This window comes from Serratia sp. H1w (assembly GCF_000633355.1).
Lineage (GTDB): Bacteria > Pseudomonadota > Gammaproteobacteria > Enterobacterales > Enterobacteriaceae > Chania.
This window is the reverse complement of record NZ_AYMQ01000054.1, coordinates 121,018-138,099: the sequence shown is the minus strand read 5'-3', so window position 1 is coordinate 138,099 and position 17,082 is coordinate 121,018. Positions and strand designations below refer to the sequence as shown.

At 54.9% G+C, this 17,082-nt stretch carries 13 protein-coding genes; 6 read left to right on the top strand and 7 right to left on the bottom strand.

What is annotated here, in order from left to right; genetic code table 11:
* Positions 1 to 68: 68 nt before the first annotated feature.
* Genes U869_RS0112350 through U869_RS0112340 form a run of 3 tightly spaced genes read left to right on the top strand, consistent with a single transcriptional unit; the run spans position 69 to position 3,417 of the window.
* The gene (locus tag U869_RS0112350) at positions 69 to 1,085 is read left to right on the top strand and encodes an ADP-ribosylglycohydrolase family protein (RefSeq protein WP_025119924.1); all 1,017 of its coding nucleotides are present in this window, start codon (positions 69 to 71) and stop codon (positions 1,083 to 1,085) included.
* An 8-nt stretch (positions 1,086 to 1,093) separates the two neighbouring features.
* The gene (locus U869_RS0112345) at positions 1,094 to 2,491 is read left to right on the top strand and encodes a cytosine permease (RefSeq protein ID WP_025119925.1); all 1,398 of its coding nucleotides are present in this window, start codon (positions 1,094 to 1,096) and stop codon (positions 2,489 to 2,491) included.
* Complete coding sequence (locus tag U869_RS0112340) at positions 2,488 to 3,417, top strand: PfkB family carbohydrate kinase (RefSeq protein ID WP_025119926.1); 930 nt, start codon at positions 2,488 to 2,490, stop codon at positions 3,415 to 3,417. The genes U869_RS0112345 and U869_RS0112340 overlap by 4 nt, the downstream gene beginning before the upstream one ends.
* Before the next feature lie 36 nt (positions 3,418 to 3,453).
* Here U869_RS0112340 and U869_RS0112335 read toward each other — a convergent pair whose 3' ends face one another.
* Positions 3,454 to 4,713, bottom strand: a complete 1,260-nt coding sequence (locus U869_RS0112335) for a nucleoside permease (protein WP_025119927.1) — start codon at positions 4,711 to 4,713, stop codon at positions 3,454 to 3,456.
* A gap of 72 nt (positions 4,714 to 4,785) precedes the next feature.
* A complete protein-coding gene (gene xapA / locus U869_RS0112330) occupies positions 4,786 to 5,607 on the bottom strand; it encodes a xanthosine phosphorylase (protein WP_024529143.1) in 822 nt (273 codons plus the stop codon).
* 135 nt (positions 5,608 to 5,742) lie between these two features.
* Here xapA and U869_RS0112325 point away from each other — a divergent pair, with 135 nt between their 5' ends.
* The gene (locus U869_RS0112325) at positions 5,743 to 6,657 is read left to right on the top strand and encodes a LysR family transcriptional regulator (RefSeq protein ID WP_025119928.1); all 915 of its coding nucleotides are present in this window, start codon (positions 5,743 to 5,745) and stop codon (positions 6,655 to 6,657) included.
* Here U869_RS0112325 and ftsP read toward each other — a convergent pair.
* The 3 genes from ftsP to parC all read right to left on the bottom strand — a co-directional run bounded on the left by ftsP (position 6,654) and on the right by parC (position 11,402).
* Positions 6,654 to 8,069 (bottom strand): cell division protein FtsP, encoded by a 1,416-nt coding sequence (gene ftsP, locus U869_RS0112320; RefSeq protein ID WP_025119929.1) that lies wholly within the window; start codon positions 8,067 to 8,069, stop codon positions 6,654 to 6,656. The two genes, U869_RS0112325 and ftsP, sit on opposite strands and share 4 nt — an antisense overlap.
* 95 nt (positions 8,070 to 8,164) lie before the next feature.
* On the bottom strand, positions 8,165 to 8,896 hold the full coding sequence (locus U869_RS0112315; RefSeq protein ID WP_025119930.1) for a 1-acylglycerol-3-phosphate O-acyltransferase: 732 nt from the start codon (positions 8,894 to 8,896) through the stop codon (positions 8,165 to 8,167).
* A gap of 232 nt (positions 8,897 to 9,128) precedes the next feature.
* Positions 9,129 to 11,402: a DNA topoisomerase IV subunit A gene (parC, locus tag U869_RS0112310; protein WP_025119931.1), complete on the bottom strand. Its 2,274-nt coding sequence runs from the start codon at positions 11,400 to 11,402 to the stop codon at positions 9,129 to 9,131.
* Positions 11,403 to 11,686: 284 nt separating this feature from the next.
* Between parC and U869_RS0112305 the strand changes: the two genes are divergently transcribed.
* Positions 11,687 to 12,268 (top strand): NAD(P)H-dependent oxidoreductase, encoded by a 582-nt coding sequence (locus U869_RS0112305; protein WP_025119932.1) that lies wholly within the window; start codon positions 11,687 to 11,689, stop codon positions 12,266 to 12,268.
* A 45-nt stretch (positions 12,269 to 12,313) separates the two neighbouring features.
* The gene (locus U869_RS0112300) at positions 12,314 to 12,619 is read left to right on the top strand and encodes a putative quinol monooxygenase (protein WP_025119933.1); all 306 of its coding nucleotides are present in this window, start codon (positions 12,314 to 12,316) and stop codon (positions 12,617 to 12,619) included.
* Positions 12,620 to 12,805: 186 nt separating this feature from the next.
* Here U869_RS0112300 and U869_RS0112295 read toward each other — a convergent pair whose 3' ends face one another.
* Both U869_RS0112295 and U869_RS0112290 read right to left on the bottom strand, forming a co-directional pair.
* Positions 12,806 to 14,464, bottom strand: a complete 1,659-nt coding sequence (locus U869_RS0112295) for a ShlB/FhaC/HecB family hemolysin secretion/activation protein (protein ID WP_025119934.1) — start codon at positions 14,462 to 14,464, stop codon at positions 12,806 to 12,808.
* 72 nt (positions 14,465 to 14,536) lie between these two features.
* A complete protein-coding gene (locus U869_RS0112290) occupies positions 14,537 to 16,675 on the bottom strand; it encodes a filamentous hemagglutinin N-terminal domain-containing protein (protein ID WP_025119935.1) in 2,139 nt (712 codons plus the stop codon).
* Between the last annotated feature and the right edge of the window lie 407 nt (positions 16,676 to 17,082).

Here is a 17,082-nt window from a genome sequence, read left to right as displayed (position 1 = left end):
CACGGATAACATTAGCCGTACTGATGTTTTACATCGGTATGCACCAACACCAGGGAACACCCAGATAAATGAAAAATATAAAAAATCCTCACCACGCCATACTCGGGGCGCTCTATGGACAAGCCGTGGGCGATGCGATGGGGATGCCGTCAGAACTGTGGCCATTACAAAAGGTGAGTGATTATTTTGATTGGATCACCCACTTCCTGCCTGGCCCGGCAGAAAACAGTGCAGCAAACGGCTTTATCGCCGGGGAATACACGGATGATACCCAGCAGGCTGTCGCCTTGATGGACGCACTGCTGGCCGCCGAGGGCCGGGTCGAGCCGGAACGTATCGCTCACCACATTATGCTGTGGGCGGAACGGGTCGGTGCCTTTGAGAAAAATATCCTCGGCCCCAGCTCCAAAGCCGCGCTGTTGGCGTTCCGTGCCGGGACACCGGTGGCAGAAATTGCCGCAAACGGCGTGACCAACGGGGCCGCCATGCGTGTCGCTCCGTTAGGTTGCCTGCTGCCAAGCGGGGATTTGCCCGCATTTATCGAGGCAGTTCGGCTGTCTTGCAGCCCGACCCACAAGTCGGATATCACCGTAGCCGGTGCTTTTGCCATCGCCTGGGCCGTTAGCCGGGCTATCGAAGGCGCAGATTGGGCCACCATCAAGCAAGAGTTGCCTACACGGGTTGAACAGGTGCAACAGCAGCACATCACCACCTTCAGCCCCTCGCTCAGTCGTCGCTTGGTGTGGGCATTGGAGTTCACTGCCAGCCTTGGCCATCGGCAGGATAGTGAAGCATTGGCGGAGCTTTACCACACCGTCGGTGCCGGGATGGACATCATCGAGTCAATCCCGATGGCGTTAGCGCTGGTTGAGCTGGCAGATACCGATCCACAACGTTGTGCGATCCTGGCAGCCAATCTGGGTGGCGATACCGATACCATTGGCGCCATGGCAACGGCAATTTGCGGAGCCTTACGCGGCGTGGCTGCGTTCCCGCCGGAATGGATTGCCACGATCAACCACGCCAATCAAATAGATTTTGAGCCCTACGCGGCCGCTCTCCTCAGGCTGCGACAACTGGAATAAATCGCACCATGAGTGAAATCAACCGTAGTGAGACATGGAAAGTAGAAAGTACCGGGATCGATCGCGTACCGGACGCCGAGCAAACCGGTAAACCGCTCGAACTGTTCTGGATATGGTCTGCCGCCAACATCGGCATTCTCGGCGTGGTCTACGGGGCAATTATTGTCGCGTTCGGCCTGTCCTTTATCCAGTCAATCCTGGCCGCGCTGGTCGGCGTAGCCAGCTTTGCCTTGGTGGGTTACACCAGCTTCGCCGGAAAACGCGGCCGTACTTCCACTCTCACCTTATCGCGGGTGATTTTTGGCCTGAAAGGCAACATCGCCCCCACCACCTTCAGTTGGATCAACCTGATGGGTTGGGAAGCGGTCAACGTCATTACCGGCACGCTCACCCTGGCGGCGCTGTTCCAGGCGGTAGGCCTGGGTGAAAGCCACTCCCTTACCGCTCTCAGCCTGTTACTGTTTGGCGGCTTGACCATCGTGGTCAGTCTGCTGGGCCAGAACACGGTCGTCTGGATGCAGAGCTGGTTCAGCCGGATCTTCGGTACCATGACGCTGATTGTGGTGCTGTATATCGTCTTCACCACCGAATGGAGCAAAGTGCTGTCACTGCCTTCCGGCAGTTGGCTGACCGGCTTCCTGCCTGCGGTTTCGGTGATTGCCGCCGGTACCGGGATCAGTTGGGCCATTGCCGGGGCCGATTACAGCCGCTATCAAAGCTCGAAATCTTCAGATAAAAGTATCTTCGCCGCCGTGGTGGGCGGTGCCTGCCTGCCACTGATCCTGCTGATGTTCACTGGTATTCTGCTGTCGGTACAACTGCCGGATCTGGCCAGCGCCGCCAACCCGATTGCATTAATCGGCTCGGTGCTGCCAAAGTGGATGGCCATCCCTTATCTGTTGGCCGCAACCGCCGGTATCGTCACCATTGCCGTGCTCAGCCTCTACTCCGCCAGCCTTAACCTGCTAACGCTAGGGGTGAAGGTGAAGCAGTCACTGGCCGTTTCTATCGACGCCGTGGTGATCCTGGCTATCGCCATCTATGTGCTGTTTATCTCCGGCGACTTTATGGGACCATTTATCTCCTTCCTGGTGTTCTGCGGGGTCTTCCTTGCCGCCTGGGAGGCCATTTTCATTCTCGATTATGCTAAAGTGCGCCGTCATCATGGTTACGACGGTAATGCCCTGTACGGGCTGAACGGCCAGAACCGCGGCGTGCGTAAGGTACCCTTGTTCTGCTGGTTCCTCGGCGCGTTCTGCGGGCTGCTAGTGACCAAAACCGGCTTTATCGATGGCCCATTAGCCAAAGGCCTGTTCGCTGATTCCAGCCTGGGGCTGTTCGTTTCCTTCCTGGTCAGCCTGATTGCCTATGGCCTGTACCTGGCGAGTCAAAAAGGACGTCAATGAGTGAACTTGTCGCAGTAAAACCGATCCTGGTGATAGGCGGTGCCGTGGGGGACGTCGTTCTCACGCTGCCAAAACTCCCCACCAGCGGTGAAGATATCGAAGCGCAGCCGCAAGAGCGGCAGATTGGCGGCTGTGCCTTCAACGTAGCACGGGCGCTACGCCGCCTGGATGTTCCGGTGATCAACGGTATGCCGGTTGGCAACGGAGACTGGGGAGCAGCCATCGAAACCGCCATGCAGGAGTTGGATTTACCGGTGCTGCTCCGCCATGGTCAGATGGACAACGGTTGGTGTCTGGCGTTGGTGGAACCCAACGGTGAACGTACGTTTGTTACCGTAACCGGTTGTGAAGCCCAGTGGAATAAAGCGCAGTTGACCACCCTGCCGCTCACGCCGGAAACGGTGGTATATGCCAACGGCTACGAACTGGTGGGGGAACCGGGTGAAGCATTACGCGACTGGCTGACCCGTCTGCCGTTCGATCAGTGGCGGCTGCTGGATCCCGGCCCACGCGTCAGCCAATTGGGCGAAGAATTTTTTGCCATGCTGAGCGACAGCCACACCTTGCTCACCCTCAATCGTGACGAAGTCACAATCCTGTGTGGGGAAGGCGACGCAGTCAGCGCCGCGCAACGTTATGCCACTGCGCATAATATTACGTTGATTTGTCGACTGGATCGAGACGGTGCCTGGATTTGTGATGGCCGTAATGCACCGCAGCATGTGCCCGTTTACCCGGTGGAAGTCGTTGATACCATCGGCGCGGGCGATGCCCACTGCGCGGGTTTGTTAGCCGGGATTTCCGCGGGTCTGCCGCTGGTGCAGGCCGTCGATCTTGCCAACCGAGTCGCCGCCTACGTGGTAGCTAGCCGTGGTGCCGCCGGGGCGCCAGACTGGCAACAGTTGCAACAGCGTTTTCCTGCCTGATAACACAGGGGCTGAACTCAGCCCCTGAACCTTCCCCTAGTGCGCCTTCTGTAGATCGCCGTTCATCTCTTCCGGGCGATGCTGATAGTTGAACGACAGGGCAAAAATCACCCCCAGCACCAGCGTATAGGCGGCAAACACCAGCCAGATACTCTGCCAATCCTTCACGCCATTATCGGTGAAGAAGTCCACAACCTTGCCGCTGGCGATGGCTCCGACGTAAGCCCCAATACCGTTGACCATGGTCATAAACAGCCCCTGGGCACTGGCGCGGATGCGGTGGTCAGTTTCCTTTTCCACAAAGATGGCGCCGGAAATATTGAAGAAATCAAACGCGCAGCCATACACGATCATCGACAGCAGTAACAGGAGGAAGCCGAACCCGGCAGGCGTGCCGTAGGCCAGGAACAGGAAACGCAGCGTCCAGGCCGCCATGCTGATCAGCATCACCTGCTTAATACCGTATCTACGCAGGAAGAACGGGATGGTGAGGATGAAAAACACCTCAGAGATTTGCGACAGAGAGAGCAGCACCGAAGGATAGCGCACGCTCAGGCTGTCCTGATACAGCGGGTTGAGCGAGAAATCGTGCAGGAACGGGTTGCCGAAGGTGTTGGTGATTTGCAGCGCCGCGCCCAGCAGCATGGCGAACAGGAAGAACACCGCCATCCGCTTTTGCTTGAACAGCACAAACGCATCCAGCCCCAACATACTGACCCAGCTTTGCGAACGTTTCACCTTGTTGGTCGGGCAGTTTGGCAACGTCAAGGAGTAAACAGCCAATAGCAGCGATACCGTCGAAGCCAGATACAACTGCATATTGCTCAGTTCAATACGGCTAAAGCTGATCAACCACATCGCCAGAATAAAGCCCACGGTGCCATAAACCCGCACCGGCGGGAAATCCTTGACCGTATCAAAGCCGTGTTTTTCCAGGCAGAAGTAAGAGATGGCGTTGGAAAGTGCCATAGTGGGCATATAGACCATCGCGTTGAACAACATCACCCAGAACATCACCATCGGCTGATCGACCTGCGCGGCGTAGTACAACGCCACGGCCCCCAGCAGATGACACAGGCCATACAGGTGGTTGGCCTTGATCCAGCGATCGGCAATGATCCCGGCCAGGCTTGGCATGATCAGTGCGGCGATCCCCTTCGAACTGTACACCATGCCAACCTGCGCTCCGCTGAAGTGCAGGGTATTGATCATGTAGGAGCCTAACGTCACCAGCCAGGCGCCCCAGATAAAGAACTGGAGAAAAACCATCACCTTCAATCGTGTTTTTATTGCCATTACCATCACCTATTGTTGTGATTTACGCGGCAAGGTAGGGCTTGCCGCGGGGTAGTCAGATGGAAATAAGAATTACAGCGTTTTGAAGAACTCGCGGATCAGGCGCATAAAGTCGTCTGCGGCCAGTGCGGCACAGCTCAGCGTCTGCTCATGGGAAAGCGGCGTATCAGATAACCCTTCGGCATAGTTGGTCATCGCCGACACCACCAGCACTTTCAGGCCGCAGTGACGCGCCGAAAGCACTTCGGGTACGATCGACATCCCCACCACATCGCAGCCCAGCGTCTGCATCATGCGGATCTCGGCAGGCGTTTCGAAGTTCGGGCCGGTGTAGGCCGCAAACACCCCTTCGGCCAATGGAATACCAGCCTTGGCCGCAACCGCCGCCAGTTGCGCACGCAGATCGCGATCGTAGGCGTTGGCCAGGCTGAAGAAACGTGGACCAAAACGCTCGTCGTTGGCCCCCACCAACGGGGATTCCGGCATAAAGTTGATGTGGTCGGTCAACGCGACCAGACTGCCCGGTGCTACCGATTTACGCAGTGAACCGGCGGCATTGGTCGCCAACAGGAACTCACAGCCCAACAGTTTGAAGGTGCGCACGGCGGTGGTCATCACCTGCATGCCACGGCCTTCGTAGAAATGCCCACGCCCTTTCATGCACAGCACCGGCACGCCTTCCAGCCAGCCCGCCACCAATTGCCCTGCGTGGCCCACTACGCCGCTCACCGGGAAACCCGGCAGTTCGGTATAGTCGATGGTCACCGCGTCGGTCATTACGTCAGCCAGCGCTCCCAGTCCAGATCCCAGAATCAATGCGGCGCGAGGTTGAAAGCCTGGTAGTCTGGTGCGCAGCACATCGGCACAAGAAAAAGCATCATCTTGATTAAACATAGTATTCTCTTCTGTAGGGAGGATAATTTAATCCCCATAGTAGAGAGCGACAGCGGGTGGCGACCAATACATTGTTGCCCGCTGATTTATTCTGTTTACCTATAAATACCCTGCATCGGGAGGCCCCAAAAAACCATGAAAAAGCCACTACCCGACCCTAGCCGGATCAATTTTCGTCTGCTGCACTATTTCCGCGTGGTGGCGGAGGAGATGAACTTTACCCAGGCCGCACAGCGGCTGAACATGTCCCAACCGCCGCTCAGCAAGCATATCAAAGAGCTGGAAAACCAGCTGGGGGTGGAATTATTCAAACGCACCACCCGCTCCATGGCACTGACGCAGGCTGGCCGTACGCTGTTTCATAACGTCGAGATGCTGTTGGATCAGGCAGGCAATGCCCTCAACCAGGTGCAGCAACTGGGTCGCGGCGAGGCTGGCCATATGGTGGTTGGCGTGGTCGGCACCTCGGTCTGGGGCGGCCTGATCCCGGCACTAAAACGCTTTAGCGCACAGGAGGAGAAGGTGACCTGGACGTTGAATGAGCAAACTCCCAGCCAGCAGATTACCTCGCTACAAAAGCGACATATCGATATCGGGGTCTGGCGTGAAGCCAAGCAACAGGCGTTGCCGGGGCTAACCTGTCAGCTGTTGGCAAAGGAGAAGATCTCGGTGGTGCTGCCAACCGCACATCCGCTGGCTACGGGGGAAAACATCGAGCTGCAAACCCTGCGGCATGACAAATTTATCGTACTGCCACCCAACGAGGCCAGCCTGGGGCTGTATCTGCACAACCTGTGTCTGCAACATGGCTTTGCGCCGGACATTATCCATCAGGTCAATGAACCGCAAACCTTGATGGCGCTGGTAGCGGAAGGTTTCGGCATTACGTTACTGCCGGACAGCTACGGGCGCATCCCGTGGCCCGGTGTACGTTTCTGCCCGTTGCAGGCGGCCCCTTCGGCGGATCTATATGCGATCTATCACGCCGAAAGTGCCACGCCGGTGGTGAAGGCGTTCCTGAAAATGCTGCGCACGCCCGGAGCGACTTAAGCGGAAGCCTGGACCACAAACTGGCCGGTCGATCCGCGATCGGCCATTTCCAGCGTCTGGCTGTAGAACAGGAACGGGAAGTGCTCCGAGGAAACCTGGTTAAAGTACACCAGCAGTTCCACATCACCATCAACCCAGACGGTATCCTTCCAGCCACGATCTTCTGCCATCGGCTGCGCGCCGTTGACCCGTTTCACCAGGAACTGCACGCCTTGAATGTGGAACGCCTGCGGCGTGTCGGCATGGATATTCCAACGCTCCCAGGTGCCCTGCATGGTTTGTACGTCGATGCGATTCATATCCCAGATGGCACCGTTGACCCCAGCCATCTTGTCCCCCAGCCGGAATTCACGCGTACGGCTGACGTTGCCATCCAACAGTTGATCCGCCAGCAGACGCATTGGCAGATTGTCGGTGACCAGCGGTAACAGCCCCGTCGGTTTCAACGTCAGTACCTGGGTGGACACTAGCATGCTGGAAGGCTCAAACAGGCCGCGCAGACGATCCATGATCCCTGCCGCTTCACCAGCGGTGAGGGTAACCTCGGCCCCCTGCGACATGTCAATCAGCACTTCGCGACGTTCGCCCGGAGCCAGAGAAAGTTGCTGCACCGCGACCGGCGCAGGCAGGAACCCCTGATCGCTGGCGATCACGTTGATCGGCCGCCCATCGCTCAACTGCAACGAATAGCGCCGCGAGTTTGAGGCATTCAGCAGGCGCAGGCGCACCCAGCCGCGTGACACTTCGACAAACGGGTTCTGCACGCCGTTAACCACTAGCGTGTCGCCAATAAATCCGCCCTGCGCCGGAGGATCGTATTCCGGCGTGCCGAAGTTATCCAGGCGCTTGTCCTGAATGATCAGCGGGAAATCATCGACGCCGTAATGGTTCGGCAGCGGCAGGTTTTTACTGATTTCATCCTCGACCAACCATAGGCCGGCCAGGCCGTTGTAGACATGTGGCGCCATCCGGTTCGGCGTGTTGGCGTGATACCAACACGTTGTCGCAGCCTGACGGATCGGGATCACCGGCGACCAGTCAACATTAGGCGACATCATGCGCGGCGCACCGCCCATCAGAGTGCCCGGAACCTGCAACCCGCTGACGGTCATCGATACCGGCTCGGACAGACGGTTGCTGTAGATCAGTTTGACGTCGTCACCGTTGTAGACCCGCACCGTCGGCCCCAGATACATGCCATTGACGCCCCAGACGGACGCTTTGCGGTTGTCCATAAAGGCCCAATGGGCACGTTGCAGGGTTAAAAACAGCGGCTGTCCACGGCGGGATTCCAGCAGTGGCGGGATCGGTAACGGAGTTGGCATCCCGCTCGCTTCAGCTCTCAGCGACACGGTTCCTGCGCAGAGCGCCAAGCCCGATGCCTGAATAAACTGACGTCGACTGAGTGACATATCTTCTCCATGAAAACAAAGCTAAACCGTGTGCAAAGCCCCGCCAGAGCGGGGCATAAACGGCATGATGCCGTATGAAAATATCGAACCCTATATTATTTTTTGGCGGCGTTAAGTTGGGCTACTTCGGCATCCAACTGGTCAATCTTCGCCTTCATCAGTTCGCGGCAATGGGCCGCCAGCTCACGTACCTGCTCTTTACTGTAGTTACTGGTATCGACCGGCTCCAGGATCTCGACAATCACGTGGCCGTTATTCCAACGATTCAGCTTAACCTCGTTGGTTGAGGAAACGCAGATCGGCACAATCGGCACACCGGCTGAGATTGCCGCGTGGAACGCACCGGTTTTAAACGGCATCAGGCCACGGCCACGGCTGCGGGTTCCTTCCGGGAACATCCAGATCGAGATGTCTTGTTGTTTGAGGGCATCAACCACCTGGGCAATGGTACCGTGGGCTTTAGCGCGGTTATCCCGGTCGATCAGCAGGTTACCGGTCAGCCAGTAAAGTTGGCCGAAGAACGGGATCCACACCAGGCTTTTTTTACCCACGGTCACGGTGCGCGGCTGTACCGCATTGGAGGCCGTCACCATGTCGTAGTTGTTCTGATGGTTGGCAATGTAAATACACTTGCCGTTATTGTCCGCGCCGGCAGGCTTACGGAGTTCAAGCTTGATGCCGAACACGGTCGACAGGCGGCCAAACAGATGACCAAAGGTCGCAACATGGCGGGGGTTACGCGGGCTGAACAAGCAGTAAAGCGAACCGAAAAAACTCACCAAAAGGCAATAGATCGTGACAATGATCGCGCGTAATATCAATAACATAACAACCTCATTAGCACACTGCCAACCCAGGCACAGAGCGGCCGGGAAGATTTCTTTTTGTATGAGCAGCACAGGCGAAACCACACCGCGCCACTGCTAAGTTCTCTATTTTCCCGCCAGCCAGCAATCGGCACAATAAATTTATAGCCGGAAAAATTAATAGATTGAAATAATAGATAAAAATAAAAAAGTGGGCGCAATTTTTTGCGCCCACTCGGGGTCATACAATAGGTTACTCTTCGCTGTCGCCCAACGATTCGCGCTCTGGCATATCCACCTCAACCCGATCGATACGTTGCAAGCCACGCGGCAACAAGGTGCCCTTACGGCCACGCTCGGCGCGGAATTTTTGCAGATCTTCCGGGCGCAGCTTCAGCTTGCGTTTACCCACGTGCAAGGTGATCGAGGTCTGCGGTGGCAGTACGAACAGCCAGGCCAGCTTATCTTCACCGCTGGCGGCCTGCGCCGACGGTATCGAGATAATCTTGTTGCCCTTACCCTTCGACAACTGTGGCAGATCGGCGACCGGGAACATCAGCATACGGCCTGCGGTGCTGATCGACAGCAGCATATCGTCACTACCGTGGATTTCCATCGGCGGCAGCGCCTTGGCGTTGTCTGGCAAGGTGATCATCACTTTACCGGCGCGGTTACGGGCGACCAGATCGTTGAAGGTACATACGAAGCCGTAGCCCGCATCGGAAGCCATCAGCAGCTTCTGATCGTCCGCAGCCATCAGCACCTGCTCGATGGTGGCACCCGGCGGCGGCGTCAGCTTACCGGTTAACGGTTCGCCCTGGCCACGTGCCGAAGGCAACGTCAGCGGATCGAGCGCATAGCTGCGGCCGGTCGAGTCAATAAACACCACTGGCTGGTTGGTCTTGCCGCGTGCGGCGGCGAGGAAGCTATCCCCAGCCTTGTAGCTCAGGCCGCTCGGATCGATATCGTGGCCCTTGGCGCTACGCACCCAGCCCATTTGAGACAGCACAATGGTGACCGGCTCAGAAGGCACAAAGTCGTGCTCGCTCATCGCCTTGGCTTCTTCACGTTCGGTAAGTGGTGAACGACGATCGTCGCCATAGGCCTGGGCATCGGCCTGAATTTCTTTCTTGATCAGGTTGTTCAGCTTGCGCTCGGACGCCAGCAGCGCTTGCAGATGATCGCGCTCTTTTGCCAACTCATCCTGCTCACCGCGGATCTTCACTTCTTCCAGCTTGGCCAAATGGCGCAGCTTCAGTTCGAGGATCGCTTCTGCCTGGGTATCGGAGATGCCAAACCGCTGCATCAATACCGGCTTCGGCTCATCTTCGCTACGAATGATGTGGATCACTTCGTCGATATTGAGGAACGCAACCAGCAAACCTTCCAGAATGTGCAGCCGCTTGAGCACTTTTTCCAGGCGGTAATTCAGGCGACGGCGCACCGTATCACGACGGAACACCAGCCACTCGGTGAGGATCTCCACCAACCCTTTGACCTGTGGGCGGTTGTCCAGACCGATCATGTTCATGTTGATGCGGTAGCTGCGCTCCAGATCTGTCGTGGCGAACAGGTGGTTCATCACCTGGTCCAGATCGATACGGTTTGAACGCGGCACGATCACCAGACGGGTCGGGTTCTCGTGGTCGGACTCATCGCGCAGGTCTTCCACCATCGGCAGCTTTTTGGCGCGCATCTGGCTGGCGATTTGCTCCAGCACCTTGGCGCCGGAAACCTGGTGCGGCAAGGCGGTGATCACCGCGCTGCCATCTTCTTTCTTCCAGATGGCACGCATGCGTACCGAACCACGGCCATTCTGGTAAATTTTGCGGATCTCGTCGCGCGGGGTAATGATTTCCGCTTCCGTCGGGAAATCCGGCCCCTGCACAAATTCCAGCAGATCGTCGAGCGTGGAGCCCGGTTTGTCGATCAGGGCTACCGCGGCGGCGGCAACTTCACGCACGTTATGCGGTGGAATATCCGTTGCCATCCCTACCGCGATGCCGGTCGTCCCGTTAAGCAGGATGTTTGGCAAACGCGCAGGCAGCATTTTCGGCTCTTGCATGGTGCCGTCGAAGTTAGGCACCCAGTCCGTCGTGCCCTGGCCTAGTTCACCCAGCAGTACTTCGGCGTATTTCGACAGGCGCGATTCGGTATAACGCATCGCGGCGAAAGATTTAGGGTCATCCGGTGCCCCCCAGTTCCCTTGGCCATCTACCAGCGGGTAGCGGTAAGAGAAGGGTTGTGCCATCAGCACCATTGCTTCATAACAGGCGCTATCACCATGCGGATGATATTTACCCAGCACGTCACCGACCGTACGGGCCGATTTTTTGAATTTGGCGTTATTGCTAAGCCCCAGTTCCGACATGGCATAGATGATGCGACGCTGAACCGGCTTTAAACCATCGCCGATATACGGTAGCGCCCGATCCATGATGACGTACATGGAATAGTTCAGATAGGCGTTTTCAGTGAATGTGTGCAGCGGTAGACGCTCAACACCGTCATGAGTCAGTTCGCTCATTACTCAGATATCCTCAGACGACAAAGGGTCGATTCTGCCCGCGATAGTAACTCATCTGCGGGGTGGCTGTCACAGATGCTGCATGGATCGCCGCCTGATGCGGGCGATCTCCTCAGTTTATGCGAAATTCCGCCATCAATAGCGGTATTTATTGACTCACAGTCAACACTGTTGTGCGTTAGATCGCATTTTTCCCAGCTTCAGGAAGGATTACACTCCGTTTCAGCGATATGGCTTACACACTTCGGCCATACATTTTAAATTCTGACAGGAGCCTTACATCCATGAGCAATATCCTGATTATCAACGCCAAGAAACAATTCGGCCATTCCAACGGTGAACTGAACCAGACCCTGAGCGACGTAGCGGAAAGCTTCCTGCGCGATGCCAAGCACGATGTGCAGGTTACCGTCGTCGATGACGGTTATGATATCGACGCCGAAGTGCAGAAATACCTGTGGGCCGATACGGTGATTTATCAGATGCCAGGCTGGTGGATGGGCGAACCCTGGATCCTGAAAAAATATATCGACGAAGTGTTTACCGCAGGCCACGGCACCCTGTATGCCAGCGATGGCCGCACCCGCTCCGATGCCAGCAAAAAATACGGTTCCGGCGGGCTGCTTCAGGGTAAAACCTACATGCTGAGCCTGACCTGGAACGCGCCACTGGAAGCCTTTACCGATCCAGACCAGTTCTTCCACGGCGTGGGCGTAGACGGCGTTTATCTGCACTTCCACAAAGCCAACCAGTTCCTGGGGATGGAAGCGCTGCCGACCTTTATCTGTAACGACGTGATCAAACAACCGGATATCGCCAGCGATATCGCACGTTTGCGCGCGCATCTGGGCGAAGTCTTTGCTTAACTGTCATGGGTTTTATCCATCATGCTGTTAACCAATGAGGCCATAATGATCACCGTAATTGCAGAAATCAGAACCAGACCGGGCCATCGTGAAAGCGTACTGAAAGCGATTGAACAGCTGTTGCCAGCGGTGTTGGCGGAAGAAGGCTGTGGCGGCTATCAGCCGATGATCGACGCCGATACCCAGGCACCGTGGCAGAAGCGTTCGCCAGACTCCATCTTTATGCTGGAGAAATGGCAGAGCCAGGCGCATCTGGAACAGCACCTGCAGATGGATCACATGCTCAAGCATCGTGAAATCATCAAGGACAGCGTGCTGGATACCACGATTTACGTGTTGGATAACGCCTGAACGGCGGCCCTTAATACCGCGACACCTAAAGCCTGAGGCAGGTGGGGATGATGCAGGTTAGACGACCGTTGAGCGCATGGATGCGCGATTGCGAGCCCCCATGGACGGGTTTACGGCGTGTCGGCGTTCTGCGTCATCCCCACCTGTTACACGATTATCTGCAGCTATCCCCGAGTAGATATTCGATCAAAACTGCCACTGTACGGTGAACCCCAGACTCACCGGGCTGGTGACGAAATTAGCCGGTTTGGCGATGGGCACACCAACAAAAGCATCATAGCTGACCGCACCTGCCCCACCTCTGACACCAATAACGCCGCCCGCCAGATGACCCTGGGTAAAGTTGTTGCTGTTGCCGGTCACTTTGCCGTAATCAAGGCCGGCATACAGCTGCTGCCTCAGTTTAGGCAGGTTCAGGTTGATATCATTACGTATGAAATAGCCCTTGTTGGCCGACAGGTTGAATTCCCCGTCAAAGCCACGCACCGTCCAACGGTTGCCGATACTGAACTGATCCTGCGTCGCCAGCCGGTCCGGGCTGTATTGCTGCTGGTAGCGCGGTTGAAAGCTCATGGATTGCCCAAACAGGCTAAAAGGGATCAAGGCGCTGATATCAAGACTGACAATACGGCTTTGCGAACCCGTGCCCGCCTGCTGTTGGGCACCCAGCCATGACGTGTTACGCTGAAAACCCACCATCGCATCGATGATTGACTGGCCGACGTAATGTCGGTGGTTCAGCCTGGCAATCAGGTTAGTGACGTCCCGCTCCTGGATTTCAATTTCGGTATCGTTCAAATAGTAGTGCGAATTGTTCTTGAGCAGTTGGATGCTGCCCGTGGTTTTCTGATTTTCATTGCGATACAGCAGCCGGTTCACCTTCAGGCTCAGGTTGTCACTTTTGCCCTGGTATTGAAAATCGGTCAAGGTGCCGGAGATTTTCTGTAAATACTCACTGTGGCTGGCATACATATCCACCGACCAGAAACCGTAGGGAACGGAGTAATACAGCGAGCCATTCTTTGCATTACGCGACTTTTGAAAGTGCAAATCACGCCCAACGGACGCATAGAACAAATCATTCATTGAAGTCGGGTTATCCAGATAGAGCGCCACGCCGCTTTGATAACGGCCGGTATACTTGCTGCCAGCATCATCAAACCACCCGCCGATGCGCCAAGACGAGGGCTGGGTACGCTGGATTTCAATGTCGGTTTCCCCGGCATGCTCACCCGGCCGCAGGATCACATTAGCGTCAGCACCAGGCACGCGCTGGATATTCTCCAAACCCTGTTCAATGGCCCGTAGATCCAGAATATCGCCCGAACGCCCGGGAAAAGTGGTGTGCAGATTGACGTATTTGTCACTGTCAGCGCTTAAAGAGACATTGCCGATAGCGCCGGGCAATACCACCAGTGTCAGCACGCCATCTTTCAAGTCCTGCCGGGGCACGACCACTCGCGTAGTAATGTAGCCATGACCAATCAGTTTGTTCTGTATGGCGGTGGCTAATATGCGAATACCTTCGATCCCCAGACAACGATCTTCTGCCTGCGCGGTGAATTTGTGTAACGGTAACCACTGAGGAATTCTACCGTCCTTTTCAAGGATCACCTGACGGATTTGAAAACAGTTGGCCTCTGCGGGAAAAGCAATCTTGGAACTTTGTGGATCGCTACCGGCAGCGCGCACATCTTTGCCCTGGGTTTCTAATTGTTGGTAACGCGCCTTTTCCTGCTCCTGTTGATGGTTTACCTGTTGTTCTATCAGTTGAACATTTTCCGCTCCATGAGCGCTGAAAATCATTAATGCCAATAATCCGGAGCCGGAAAAGCGAACGAGCATGTTTCTATATCCTTATAGCGCGGGGTATCACTCTGGCAGGCAGCCTCTGTCCAGAGGCTGCCGCTCGACTAATTACTTAACCGATGTGATGGTGATAGGGCCTTGGATCGTGCCGCTATTGGTGAAGGTGCCTGGCGTGGCAAGTACCAAATTCAACCCTGACGGACTAGTGACAACCGCACCGCGCTGGTTATAGAAGCTGCGGGTGTTCACCATCGTCTGGCCATTGGTGGAGGACAAAGTGCCGTAGTTATAGACATAGCCTTTATCCGCGTTGATATTCACGCCTTGCTTGCCACTCAGGTTACCGTAATGGCTGTAGCTGCCGGAAAGCATCAGGGTAGCCTGTGCGTCGGCATCGATATTGCCCGCGCTGTTAGCGATCGAGTCGGCGGTAATAACGGTATCTTTAGCCGATTCAATCAAGCCATAGGTGTTATCAAGGCTTCTGGTCGTGATGACGATATTGCTGTCACTCTCGATCAGACTGTAGCTATTTTTCAGCAGCGAAGAGGTATTGGTAACAATATTCCCCTGCGAAGCAATCTTGCCATAGCTGTTATTGATGGTGCTGGCGATCAGCGTCGTCCCCCCAGTGCCACTAGACAACTCGGCATCATAGGCGCCTTTGGTCAGACCGGCATTGGTAATGGTGCCACCATTGGTATTGATATCGAGGTAATCACCCGCCAACACACGCCCGGAGGTGTTATTCAGGCTGGAGCTGTTGATGTAGACGTTTTTGCTACCGCGAATCGCTCCTTTGGTATTAGTCAAACTTTGTTTATTGGTGTTGACGGTAAGATTGTCTTGGGACTGTATCAGCCCGGAGCTGTTATTCAGAATACCGGTATTGAGCTTCAACTCTTTGCCCGCATTAATCGTCCCGTTAAGGTTGGTCAACGTATATCCGGCCGTGTTGATATCGACAGCACCGTCAGCGGCGTTGATAATCCCATTGGTGTTATCAAGGGTAGAGGAAGAAAGTACCACGCCTTTTCTGCCGCTAATCACGCCACCAGAGTTGCTTAACGTACGGACATAGCCATAAGCGTAGGGATCAATACGCGTATTGACCACGCCCACACCTTGAATGGTGCCAAACTTGTTATCAATAGCCGCACTGGTAATATTAATATTACCCTCGCCTTCGCCCGAAGTCATAATGGTGCCCCCCCCATTACTCAACTGACTTTTGGCAATATCGATATTGATATTATTCTTGGCTTTAATCACACCGTTAGCAGTGTTATTTAACGCGCGGCCATAGGCATAATAATAGCCATTGCCCGCATAGCGCCCACGGGTGGTATCGATATTCACGTCGTTTGCAGCATCGATAGTGCCTTTATTTTCCAGAATACCATCAGTGGTGATCCGGACATCACCGACCGCCGCGCCAATAGTGCCCGCGTTACGCACACCGACGCCACGGTCGGTGCTCACCAGGGTAATTTTGTTGGCATACATGCCGCCCAGTTTAGCAACATCAATCGCCAGCGTAGGAGCAACACCGGATGGCGTCAGTTCGCCAATCTGGGTGTTATCGACATTCACGTTGTTACGCCCGGTGGTCACTTTCAGGTCTTTGGCGCGAACGTCTGCGTTAATTTGTACGGCGCGAGAGATCACATCGGTATAGTTGGTATCCCCGGCTTGCAGGCCATTACCGTTAATGATGATGGTCCCTTTGTCCACGGTATAGCCAAGCAGCGTGCCATTGGCCACCTGCGCTTTACCGGTGGTCAAGGTGGCACGTTCAGTGTTGATAAAGCCACAACCGCTACAGGTGATCCCTGACGGGTTAGCGACGATAACCTGAGCCTTCTGCCCAGCAACTTCAATCATACCGTTCAGCTGACTGGCCTTGGTGGAGTTGACTTCGTTGAGGATGATTGAGGCAGAACCCCCTGCTAGATTGGCGTTACCGGCGATATTCCCGGCAAGTTGCGAGGTAGAGTTAGCCACACTGTTATTAAGGACAACGCCTCCTTTATCCACATCAAACTGTGTGTAGATATTATGGGAAACGCCACCGTTACCCGCCGCATTGATATTTATCACGGTGCTACCATTGGCTCCGGCATTAACTGCAGGCCCCCCGATGACCGACGGCGCGACTGCAGCATGCGCTACGGCCCCCCAGGCAACCAGGCTAAAAAAGCAAATAGGCTTGAGTTTGGCAATCAGTTGTTTTCTTTGTTTATTCATCAGAATAAATTCCTTTTTATTAATGGGTTATCAGCCATGCCAAATCCGCACTTATAAAATAAATGCTAGCGATTTAAATGACATTAAATAATGGCCAATTGAGTTATCCGTCATGCGGATTTCGGTACACTAGCACGTTAAATTTACGTTAATCAACGTTATTTAAATAATAAGTTTAAAATATAGTTTTATTGAAGAAAGGGTAGTAAGTTGATTATATTGCGATATTAAATATCGCAAGCAATATAGGCTTTATCTTATTATTTATTTAAACACCAATAATTATAGAAATAAACACCACAGGGTTGACCAGTGATTAAAATAAAGACGTTTTAATATCAGATTAGTATTATTAGCGGAAGAGGGTAATCACTGTGAGTGAGGTCTTCAGAAAACTGCCCTCCATA